Source organism: Aestuariivivens insulae, assembly GCF_022662195.1.
Taxonomy (GTDB): Bacteria; Bacteroidota; Bacteroidia; order Flavobacteriales; family Flavobacteriaceae; genus Aestuariivivens; species Aestuariivivens insulae.
In genome coordinates this window covers 231,620-244,287 of record NZ_JAKMCS010000001.1, presented here as the reverse complement: position 1 = coordinate 244,287, position 12,668 = coordinate 231,620, and the positions used below count along the sequence as shown (strand labels likewise).

Genomic DNA, 12,668 nt, shown 5'->3' with positions numbered 1-12,668 from the left:
ATAAATAATAATAATCGAACTTAGTTTAAATTAAAGTATTTGAAACAAACGCCCCTTATTCATCATGTTTCATTGGACAATCATAAGTAAAATACTTGTCCATTGAAACGCAATACCTATAATTTTTGCTTTAAAAGAAAAAAAAGTATCAGTTAGAGCTATTTAAGATGTGGCTAGTCATGAGCAAATAAAATATTTTTGGGAACAATAAAACTAAACACATGAAACGAATTTTATTATTAGCATTTTTAATGTCGACCTATTCTTTTTCACAAGCCATTTATGAAGAAGAACGTTACGTTCCTGAAACAGATCCTCTAGTTCTTGAAAAATTGGACGAATGGCAAGACTTAAAATTTGGCCTCTTAATGCATTGGGGCACATACAGTCAGTGGGGCATTGTAGAGTCGTGGTCTCTATGCCCAGAAGAATATGGATGGTGCGAACGCAAAAAAGGCAGTAATCCAGATAATTATTTTGCCTATAAAAAAGAATACGAAGCCCTTCAAACGACCTTTAACCCAGTAAAATTCGACCCTTCTAAATGGGCCAATGCCGCTAAAAATGCAGGTATGAAATATGTGGTCTTCACAACCAAACACCATGATGGGTTCTGCATGTTCGATTCTAAATACACCGATTATAAAATTACCTCTCCAAAAACCCCATTTTCATCCAATCCTAAAGCCAACATAGCCAAAGAAATATTTAATGCTTTTAGAAGTGAAGGCTTATGGGCCGGTGCTTATTTCTCTAAACCCGATTGGAATGTTAAAAGCTATTGGGACCCTTATTTCCCTCCAAAAGATAGAAATGTAAACTATTCTCCAGTTGATTATCCCGAAAAATGGAACGACTATATTGAGTTTACCCATAACCAAATTTTGGAACTAATGACCGATTATGGTAAGATGGACATCCTGTGGTTAGATGGCGGTTGGGTTGCCAAAACACCTAAATCAGAAATTACCGAATGGTACAAACATACTGTAGACAATGCCGAAGAGGGCTATTTAAAACACCGCATTGTTAACCAAGACATCAAAATGGACGAATTAGTTGTCAAAGCCCGTAAAAAGCAACCCGGTCTCATTGTTGTTGATCGTGCAGTCCATGGTAAGAATCAAAACTACCTAACACCAGAAAACAGGGTGCCAGAAAAAACCTTGCCCTACCCATGGGAATCTTGCATCATCTCTGGAGGCGGTTGGTCTTATACTCCTAATGCCAAATACATGAGCGGTAGAGAAGGCATACATATGCTGGTAGACATTGTGGCCAAAGGCGGTAATTTACTTTTAAACATAGCGCCTAGCCCAGAAGGCGAATGGCAACAAGGCGCATACAATCTATTGAAAGAATACGGCGATTGGATGAATGTTAACAATAGTGCCATCTATGCAACAAAACCCATTGCGCCCTTTAAAGAAAACAATATCTGTATGACCCAAAACAAACAGGGCAATGTATATTTATTGTATTTAGCCAAAGAAGGCGAAAACACCATGCCTTCGGAAATTGTGGTTAAATCCATAAACCCCAAAAAAGGAACCCGTATTCGCATGTTGGGCTCCAATAAAAACTTAAAATGGATAAAGCTAAAAGAAGGTTTCAAAATAATAATTCCTGAATCCTTACAAAACAACCCAACTTGCAAATATGCTTGGACGTTTAAAATTAATGAAGTTGTAAACTAAATCGGTTACCCCATTAAACTAGTATCGATTATGTCAGTTCGAGTGTCCGCTAAAGGCGGGATGTATCGAGAACACTTTAAAAAGCTAAATGCTACCTATCGTGTTTGTTAAACTTTTATAACTCTATAAATAGATATGAAACTAATCAGATTTATCAACATAACACTTCTAAGTATTGCTACCGTTTTATGTTCCTGTGACAACCAAAACCTAACGTTAACCTCTAAAAACAATGCGCTTAAATTTGAGTTTAACAAAAATGGAAGCTTTAAAAGCATTTTAGATAACGCAAAAAGCATAAACTATTTAGATACAGCTGAACCAGCTTACCTTATGTCCATTCGGGTAGATAGTGTATTTCAATACCCTAATGCCATGGAAATTAATGAAGGCATCATTACCTTACATTACCCTTCCAATACCGAGGCAAAAATTAAATACGAAACAAAAGATGATTATCTCACTTTCGAACTCATGGACATTAATAGTTCCCAACCCATAGATTTAATAACTTGGGGCCCTTACCCAACAACTATAGGCGAAACCATTGGGGAAACCGTTGGCGTTGTTCGTAATGATGCATTTGCATTAGGTATTCAGGCATTAAATCTTAAAACTTTGGGAGGTTACCCCTATAATGAAAATGATTGCATGCCCGAGTTTGATGTTTTTTCACAAGACGATATTACCAATGTTAACTCAAAAGACAAACCCCATGTTTTGTATAGAATTGAAGCTGCAAAACCAACCAAAAATGGTTCTAGCTTACAAACTTATTGCAGAAATAGAGACCAAGACCGAATAATTGAAAACCTTGGCCACGATAAGTTTCTCGCTCCCAAATACGATGACGGCGGCGTTATTGGCTCTAAAATCGCATTTTTTGGAGTGACTTCCAACAAAGCTTTGGAAACCATAGGTACTATAGAAGTCGCTGAAGGATTGCCACACCCAACCAAAGATGGCAAATGGATGAAGACCCTACCAGAAGCTGCCGCCGCATACATCATTATGAATTTTAATGAAGAAACCATCGATAATGCTATAGAGGTCACCAAAAAAGCAGGCTTAAAGCATTTATACCACTACGGAAAATCCTTTGAAAGCTGGGGGCATTTTCAACTGTACAAAGAAGCCTTTCCCAATGGTTACGAAAGCATGAAAGCCTGTGTTGAAAAAGCAAAAAAAGAAGGCATCAGTATAGGCTTGCATACACTTTCCAATTTTATTACAACTAACGACCCTTACGTTACACCAGTACCAGATAAAAGGTTGGCAGAAGTGGGGAGTTCAGAAATAACAAGTGCTATAGATGAAAAGCAAACCGAAATATCAATAGCCTCACCAGAGTTTTTCAATCAGTTTAAAAACAACAACTTACGAACCGTTAGAATTGCAGACGAGTTAATTAGGTATGGGAGTGTGTCTGAAAAAGCACCCTGGAAACTGCTCGATTGCCAACGTGGCGCATTTAATACACAAGCAAGTTCCCATAAGTCGGGAACACGCATTGCGAAACTAATAGACCATGGTTACAAAGTATTTTTGTCCAATGCAGACCTTACCAAAGAGCTATCTAAAAACATTGCAAACCTGTACAATAAAACAGGAATGAAGCAAATATCTTTTGATGGGTTGGAAGGTAACAAATCAACCGGTTTAGGAAATTATGGAGAAGGGCTCATGCCATATACATGGTATAACAATTTAGAAGATCATTTAAAAGACGGGTTAATAATCGACGCTAGTAGAACTACGCATTTCTTCTGGCACATTTACTCTCGTATGAACTGGGGTGAACCTTGGTATGCCAACTTCAGGGAAAGTCAAACAGAGTACCGCATGAAGAACCAACCCTATTTTAGACGAAACTTTATGCCCGGTATGTTAGGATGGTTTAGAATGACACCCGAAATTAGCCTCGAGGACATGGAATGGATGCTTGCAAGATCGGCTGCATTCGATGCTGGCTATGCGTTTATTACCTCTGATGAGACATTAAAAACACACGGACAATCCAATGAGGTTCTTGAATTGGTAAAGCACTGGGAACGTGCCAGATTAACTGGAGCCTTCCCATCGGCTTTGAAAAAAGAAATGGAAGATTTAAACAATGAATATCATTTAGAACCCGTTTCAGAAAATTCATGGAAATTATCCCCAATAGGGATAAACATATTTAACCATGAAAAGAAAGTGAGACAACCAGGAGAACCACTATATTCTTCATTTAATTTTGAAAACAAATATAAAAAGCAACCACTGGCTTTTACGGTTAAATTATCAGAAGAGACTTCCTGTCGTAATCTAGTTATTGAATTGGATAATTATAAAAAAGTAACCTTCCCCATAACCCTATCCAACAGTCAAATACTTCGTTATTCAGGAGATGACAAAGCAACCTTATACGACAAAAACTGGAATATTATTAAAACCATCGATTTAGATATTGAAAGTATTGAAATCGCTAAAGGTGACCATTCATTAACTGTTGACTGTGAATTTATAAGCGGTAAAAAATCTAACATTAAATTAGAGGTAAAGACCATAGGAGACCCCATGGCCTTGACCAGTAAACAATAATAAACACATGAACGCAAAACTTTTCAGAAGCAGTAATTTCCATATTGCTTTTTTGGTTTTATTAGTCACATTAAGTTCTTGTAAACAAGAAGATACATTAGATTACAAAAACCCAGACTTGCCTATTGAAAAAAGAATTGATGACTTATTGCCCAGAATGACTATCGAGGAAAAATTTGGGCAAGTATTCATGGTTCCAGGAGATTTGTCCGATGGCAAAGAAAAATATAAGGATGGTCTTTTTGGCTTTCAAATGAACACACAGTCAAAATCCGATTCACAGACCGAACAGCTATTGAATTACGCTAGTGGAGGAAAAGCAGTAGAAACTGCAAAGTCTGCTAACGACATGCAAAAGTATTTCACCGAAGAAACCCGATTGGGCATTCCCATAATCCCTTTTGATGAGGCGCTTCACGGATTGGTTCGCAAAGGCGCTACGGCTTTCCCCCAATCAATAGCTTTGGCTTCAACTTGGGACACCGCTCTTATGGGTGAGGTTGCACATGCCATTGCGATGGAAACAAAATCCAGAGGGATTCGGCAAATCTTGTCGCCAGTATTGAATATAGCACGCGATGTGCGCTGGGGAAGAACAGAAGAGACCTATGGTGAAGACCCGTTTCTTACCACTCAAATGGCCCTTTCATTCATTTCAGAATTTGAAAAGCAAGGCGTTATAACAACCCCAAAGCATTTTGTTGCCAATCTGGGTGATGGCGGTCGGGACAGTTACCCTGTCCAGTTTAACGAAAGGTTATTGGAAGAAGTTTATTTTCCAGCATTCAAAGCCGTTTTTCAAAAAGCCAATGCTTGGTCCGTTATGACCTCTTACAATTCTTTGGACGGAAGGCCCTGTTCGGCCAATGATTGGTTATTGAATAAAAAGCTTAAAGAAGAATGGGGCTTTGAAGGATTTACAATTTCTGATGCCAATGCTGTGGGAGGCGCCAACGTATTGCACTTTACATCAAAAGATTATGCCGAATCTGGAGAACAATCCATTGAAAATGGCTTGGATGTGATTTTTCAAACATCATATGACCATAAAAAACTGTTTTATCCTGCATTTGAAAACGGTGATGTTGATGAAAAAGCATTAAATGAAGCCGTTAGAAGAGTCCTTAGGGCCAAGTTTAAGCTTGGACTGTTTGAAAACCCCTATGTAGATCCTAAGGAAGCTTTAACTTGGAATGGTGGCATCAAAGCACACAGACAAATAGCTAAAAAAGCGGCCCAGGAATCCATCGTCCTATTAAAGAACCAAGCCAATACCCTACCATTAAATAAAAACCTAAAATCACTTGCAGTAATAGGCGTAGATGCCGTTGAAGCAAGGCTAGGGGGCTATTCTGGCCCAGGGAACAATCCGGTAAGCATTTTAGAAGGCATTAAAAATAAAGTAGGGCAATCATGTAACATAAACTATAGTCCGGGATGTGGAAGAACATCAACAGATTTCGTTACGGTTCCTTCCGAAAACTTTTTCCATATGGAAAATGCCGTTAAGAAATCCGGTTTAAAAGGAGAATATTTCAACAATATTACATTTGAAGGTACACCTGCACTTACCAGAACAGATCCTAAAATAGATTTTAATTGGACATTGTATTCACCCAATCAAGAACTAATTAATTACGACTACTATTCTGTAAGATGGAACGGAACGCTTGTTGCCCCAAAAACAGGACACTTTAAAATAGGTCTAAAATCAAATGATGGCTATCGTTTGTATATCAATGGCGAACTGCTTATTGACAACTGGAAAAAGCAAACATTTCAACAAATCACCACAGACTATGAGTTTGTAAAAGACAGGGAATACAATATTAAACTTGAATTTTTTGAAACTACAGGAGATGTTCGTATGAAACTGATATGGAATTTAGGAGTTGAAAATAATTGGCAAAAAGACATTCAAGAGGCAGTAGATGTAGCAAAAAACAATGATTTTTCTATTATCGTTGTTGGTATAGAAGAAGGAGAAGCCAATGATAGGGCAAGCTTATCACTTCCTGGCCATCAAGAAGAGTTGATAAAAAAAGTAGTAGCAACAGGGAAACCATGTGCCGTTGTATTGGTTGGAGGGAGTGCTATTACCATGAACCGCTGGATACATGAAGTCCCTGCCATTTTAGACGTATGGTATCCCGGTGATGAAGGCGGAAATGCCGTGGCCGATGTTTTATTTGGCGATTATAACCCTGCTGGCAGATTGCCTATAACTTTTCCTGTTTCCGAAGGGCAACTACCCTTATTCTACAACCATAAACCAACAGGAAGACTGGATGATTATACAGATCTTACAGGAAAACCATTATTTCCTTTTGGATATGGGCTAAGTTATACTACTTTTGAATACAGTAACCTCACAATCGATAAGCCTCAAATTTCTAAAAATGAGAATACTACTGTACATTTTGAAGTTACCAATACAGGAAACTTCGATGGTGACGAGGTCGTTCAATTATATATTAAAGACTTGTATGCTTCGGTAGTTCGTCCTATAATTGAATTGAAAGGATTTCAAAGAGTTCATATTAAAAAAGGGGAAACAAAAAAATTGGCCTTTGAAATCACACCTGAATTGTTAACCATGCTTGACGAGAACTTGAATGAAATTGTAGAGCCAGGGGACTTTAGAATTATGATTGGATCGGCTTCCAACAACATCAAGTTAAGAGGGATATTGCAGGTGGAGTGAGAAGGCCCTCTTTAGCAATAAATAGGATAATTAAGTATCATGAAAGCGCTATTCACGATACCAATCCTTATTTCTATTTAATTCTAAGTTAAGCCTATTAAATATAAAAACACGCAACCAAATGAAACATCCTAAAACACTTCAATTTTTAAGGTTTGTTATTGCCTTGGTAATTTTACCTTATAGTGTACATGCACAAGAGCCAGCAAATTATGTAAACCCGTTTATAGGCACCTCTAACTTTGGAGCTACCAATCCAGGGGCCATTGCTCCAAGGGGCATGGTAAGCGTATCACCGTTTAATGTTGCGGGACACCAAAATTTACCTATGGAAAAAGACAGCCGTTGGTTATCAAACCCCTATGTACACGACAACCCTTTTTTAACGGGGTTCAGCCATGTTAATTTAAGTGGTGTTGGTTGCCCAGACCTGGGCGTTATTTTAACCATGCCAACAACAGGTGAACTGGAAACAGATTACCAAAAATATGGCTCTACCTATTCCTTTGAAATTGCTAAACCGGGCTACTATGGCGCTATGCTTAACAAGTATAATGTAAAAGTAGAAACCACAGCTTCAACAAGAGCAGGCATTTCTAAATACCATTTCCCAAAAGGGCAAGCCAACATCTTAATCAATTTAGGTTTAGGATTAACCAATGAAGAAGGCGCATCGATAAAAGTGGTATCACCAACAGAAATTGAAGGTATGCGCAACGTTGGGTCGTTTTGCTATTACAAACCCGAAGAATCATACCCCGTATATTTTGTTGCTAAATTCAGTAAACCTGCCGATGATTATGGCGTTTGGAAAAAACCAAGACAGTACGATGGTTTAGAAGGACAATGGATGGGGTACAATGGCAAAACACGCTTGTACAAGCAATACAGGAAAGAGGTTATTGGCGATAGTATAGGAAGCTACTTTACCTATAATTTTAAAGAGCCAACCCAAGTTGATGTGAAAATTGGTGTGTCCTACATAAGCATAGAAAATGCCAGAAAAAACCTTGAGAAAGAAACAGAAGGAATGACGTTTCTCGATATCTACAAAAAAACGTCGACAGATTGGAACGGCCTGTTATCTAAAATTGAAGTTGAAGGAGGTACCGAAGACGACAAAACCATTTTTTATACGGCCTTGTACCACACTTTAATCCATCCCAATACTCTTAACGATGTTAATGGCGACTACCCAACCATGGCCAAGCGGGAAACAGCCAAAACCAATGGCACACGATTTACCGTGTTCTCCTTTTGGGACACCTACCGTAACTTACATGCCCTCATGTCTTTGGTTTACCCAAAACAACAGTCAGATATGGTAAAAAGCATGCTAAACATTTACGATGAAAGTGGCTGGTTGCCCAAATGGGAACTTAATGCCACCGAAACGACTACTATGGTTGGCGACCCGGCAGGTATCGTACTGGCAGACACTTATTTAAGAGGTATTCAGGATTTTGATGTTCAAAAAGCCTATGAAGCTATGAAAAAAAGTGCTGTACAATTAGAAAACAACCCACTTCGCCCCGGCATTAAGGACTATATTAAAAAAGGTTACCTAACAACAAAAACGACCAAAAGTGGATCTGTTTCGACCACACAAGAATACAATATCTCCGATTTTGCCATTGCTCAATTGGCCAATACCTTGGGTAAAAAAGAAGATTACAAATTATTCTCTAAGCGCTCGGTGTCTTATAGAAATTTATTTGATAAAGAATTCAATTTGTTGCGTCCAAAAAACGACAATGGAACATGGCACAGCCCCTTTAACCCAGATAAAGGTGCGAATTTCGAGAAAAACCTTGGGTTTATAGAGGGTAACTCCTGGCAATATACCTTTATGGTATCCCACGATATTATATGGCTAATGAAAAGTATGGGTGGACAAAAGCAATTTGTCAAAAAATTAGATGAAGTCTTTGAAAAAAAACAGTTTGATATGGCTAATGAGCCGGATATCGCCTATCCTTATTTATATAATTTCACCAATGGTTACGAGTGGAAAACCCAGGATCGTGTTTCTGCACTAATTAAAGAATACTTTACCAATAAACCTGCTGGTCTTCCTGGCAATGACGATACAGGCACCATGAGTGCCTGGTTAATCTATAGCATGATGGGGATTTACCCGGTCATGCCCGCAAAACCTTTATATACCATTACAACGCCTGTTTTTGATAAAATCACCATTCATTTAGATTCCAAATATTATAAAAACAAAACTTTGGAGATTGAAAAAGTAGGTCAAGGACGTATAGAGGCCATTAATTTAGGTGGTAAAACGCAAAAGACATTTTTTGTAAACCATAATGAGTTGGTCAATAGCGGTAAGCTTCAAATTAATTTAAAGTAAATAAAATGATTCGGTTTTGTTTCAAATTCATTTTAGTATCATTACTACTTGCATCCTGTAATAATAACACCCTTACTTTAGCAAAGGATGGGGCTTCTAATTACGAGATTGTAGTTTTAGGTTCTGCAACTAAAAGCAGTTATCAATCGGCAGAAATTCTTCAATCCTATCTAGAAAAAATTAGTGGTGTAAGCCTAAATCTTGTTGATGAAAGCTCCCAAAGTAGTAAGCATAAAATTTATGTTGGAAACAGCAATGAAGATCATTTGGCCGAACATCAAATTAAAATAATTTCAAAAGACAAAAACCTTATCATTACAGGAGGGTCGGACACCGCCATTAAACAAGCTGTTTACGAATTTTTAGAACGGTATTTAAACTGCAAATGGTACGCGCCACAAGCTGAAGACATTCCCCAGTTAAATACGGTAACACTTAATTTACCTATAAATTACAGTTATAATCCAGAAATTAAAACCCGAACTGTTCATTCCAAATTGTTTTACCAAGACACCTTGTTTGCCGAAAAACAAAAGGTCACTACAGAATCCTTTCCTTACTATGTGCCTAAGGCCAGGGTACACACCTTTAATAAATTTTTACCCGAAGAACAATTTTACAAGTCCAATCCAGAGTATTATGCCTTACGGAATGGCAAAAGATTGCCCACACAATTATGTCTCACAAACGCTAAAGTGCTGGAGATCGTAAAAGACTCCGTTCGCTCATTATTCCAACAATATCCTAAGGCTTCAGTAATATCGGTTAGCAGTAACGATAACACCCAATATTGTACCTGTGCCAATTGTAGTAAAATAGACGACGAGGAAGGCAGCCATTCTGCTACCATGATTCGGTTTGTTAATGAAGTGGCTAAGGCATTCCCCAACAAGACCATTTCTACACTAGCTTACCAGTATACTCGTAAACCTTGCAAAACAAAACCTTTAAACAATGTACTGATTACATTATGTTCCATAGAATGTGATAGAAGTGCCCCCATTACCGAAAAATGTACCGATTTTGCCAACGATATTAAAGGCTGGAGCCAGCTTACCAACAACATTCGTATTTGGGACTATACCACACAGTTCACTAACTTTTTGGCGCCATTCCCCAACCTGCATACCCTTCAGCCCAACATTCAATTTTTTAGGGACAACAACACCAAATGGGTTTTCGAGCAGCATAGTCACAACCCTAGCGAACTGTTTGAATTACGTTCATACCTTATGGCAAAACTCTTGTGGAATCCCGATTTGGATGTTGATGCTTTAATTACCGAATTCACCAATGGCTACTATCGAGAAGCAGGCGCATTTATTAAAACATTTATAGATACCATTCATGCCGAAATACAAAAACACCCCGATTTCTTTTTGTTTTTATACGGCGACCCGTCTCAAGCCTTTAACAGTTATTTGAGCCCAACGCTATTAAAACAATATATAGCCCTTTTCGAAAAAGCCGAAAATGCCGTAGCCAATAAACCTCAAATCCTAAAACGTGTAAAACAAGCTCGATTGGGTATAGACTATGCGACTTTAGAAGCCTGCAGAAAACACATTTCAGAAGATTTTGTTTTAAGTGAATCCTCTACATCCTTAGTTGAAAACTTTGTAAACACCTGCAAAGAAGCCAACATCACTTTAATGAACGAGATGGGCTATACCGTGCAGGAATATGGCGAAGCTTACTTAAAATCAATTACAGTGGCCCTACAGCCTAATAAAGCATCAGGGAAACCCGTAACCTTATTAACCAAACCTAAGAAATACGCTAATGAAGATCCACAAACATTAACCGATGGTGCTTTGGGTGGCAGTAGCTTTTATGCCAATTGGCTCGGGTTTGAAGGCAATGATATGGAAGCCATAATAGATTTAGAAAAGCTTAATCAGATTTCAAGTATTTCAACCGCTTTTTTACAGGTAACCAACCATGTAGTGTTCTTTCCTAAGGAAGTAAAATATTATGGTTCAGTAGATGGCTCATCATATATAGAACTGGGCACAGTGCACAATAAAAGGCCATTAAGTAAAACGAGTAAAGTAAACGATATTCAATATTTTAATGTCACTATTAAACCAACATCAATTCGCTATTTAAAAGTAAAGGCTATCAATTTAAAACAGGCACCCTATTGGCATCATGCAGCGGGATTACCATCTTGGATATTTGCAGACGAAGTGATTGTGAATTAGATGTTAGAAACTCTAAAGACAACAAAAACAATGACCAAAAAAACACTAACAATTGTACTTTTATGTTTTACTGTCCTAGGCTTAAATGCACAAACCTATAAAATAATGACTTACAACATTAGGTACGACAACCCTAATGATGGCGAGAACCAATGGTCTAAAAGAAAAGCAGTTTTAAGCAACCAGATCCTTTTTTACGAACCGGATATTATAGGTATCCAAGAAGGCTTGCACCATCAAGTCACCTATTTGGATAGCATGCTTGTGAACTACAAATATATTGGTGTAGGACGCGACGATGGAAAAACAAAAGGCGAATACAGTGCTATTTTTTACAATGCCAATAAACTAAAGGTGATCCAAAACCAAACCTTTTGGCTATCGGACACCCCTAAAAACATATCGGTGGGTTGGGATGCCTCAATGGAACGTATTTGTACCTATGCCCTATTTAAAGACCTAAAAACCAAACAGCATTTTTGGGTATTCAATACCCATTTCGACCATATTGGTAAAATGGCCAGGGCACAAAGCGCTAAACTTATTGTAAAAACAATTACAGACTTAAACGATAACAATCCTGTGATCCTCACCGGTGATTTCAATCTAAAACCCGAAAGTGAGCCTATTCAGTTTTTATCAAAAGCAATGAATGATGCCAAAACAGTATCCATAGCAACACCTTTTGGCCCAGAAGGAACTTACAATGGTTTTAAGTTTGAAGAACCAGTAAAAAACCGAATAGACTATATCTTTACCAGTAAAAATACTATTGAAGTGAAGAAATTTGCCATTTTAAGCAACCCAAAAAATGGTAAATATCCATCAGACCATTTACCCGTGTATATTGAAATGCTAATACAAAACAACTAAAATATTCACTTACATTAAGCCTAACAGATAAAAAAGGCAAATATAATATTGACCAAGGCATTATTAGTAGTAGAAAAGCGCCTGTTTTTCATGTTTATTTGTTTAGTACATGACAAAAAATGATTAACACATTTAAAATACTGGCTAACAAAGAATTGTTTTTCAGACCTGTCAGGTTTTTGAATTCAAGTGATTGCAATATGAAAAGTGATTTTTGTCATGCTCTCTAGTTTATTTGTCAAAAT

6 protein-coding genes are annotated in these 12,668 nt (G+C 37.7%); all 6 read left to right on the top strand.

Features of this window, described 5'->3' with window-relative positions; all coding sequences use genetic code 11:
• The first annotated feature begins 221 nt into the window (after window positions 1–221).
• The 6 genes from MR062_RS00875 to MR062_RS00850 all read left to right on the top strand — a co-directional run bounded on the left by MR062_RS00875 (window position 222) and on the right by MR062_RS00850 (window position 12,423).
• Window positions 222–1,697 carry an alpha-L-fucosidase gene (locus tag MR062_RS00875; RefSeq protein ID WP_242202166.1) on the top strand — a complete coding sequence of 492 codons (1,476 nt, stop codon included), beginning with the start codon at window positions 222–224 and terminating at the stop codon, window positions 1,695–1,697.
• Window positions 1,698–1,832: 135 nt separating this feature from the next.
• Window positions 1,833–4,280 (top strand): hypothetical protein, encoded by a 2,448-nt coding sequence (locus MR062_RS00870; protein ID WP_242202165.1) that lies wholly within the window; start codon window positions 1,833–1,835, stop codon window positions 4,278–4,280.
• A 7-nt stretch (window positions 4,281–4,287) separates the two neighbouring features.
• Window positions 4,288–6,984 (top strand): glycoside hydrolase family 3 protein, encoded by a 2,697-nt coding sequence (locus MR062_RS00865; protein ID WP_242202164.1) that lies wholly within the window; start codon window positions 4,288–4,290, stop codon window positions 6,982–6,984.
• Between the two features lie 121 nt (window positions 6,985–7,105).
• Entirely contained in the window at window positions 7,106–9,346 is a 2,241-nt protein-coding gene (locus MR062_RS00860) for a GH92 family glycosyl hydrolase (protein ID WP_242202163.1), read from the top strand.
• A 5-nt stretch (window positions 9,347–9,351) separates the two neighbouring features.
• Entirely contained in the window at window positions 9,352–11,550 is a 2,199-nt protein-coding gene (locus tag MR062_RS00855) for a DUF4838 domain-containing protein (RefSeq protein ID WP_242202162.1), read from the top strand.
• 30 nt (window positions 11,551–11,580) lie between these two features.
• Window positions 11,581–12,423 (top strand): endonuclease/exonuclease/phosphatase family protein, encoded by an 843-nt coding sequence (locus tag MR062_RS00850; protein WP_242202161.1) that lies wholly within the window; start codon window positions 11,581–11,583, stop codon window positions 12,421–12,423.
• The last annotated feature ends 245 nt before the right edge of the window (window positions 12,424–12,668 follow it).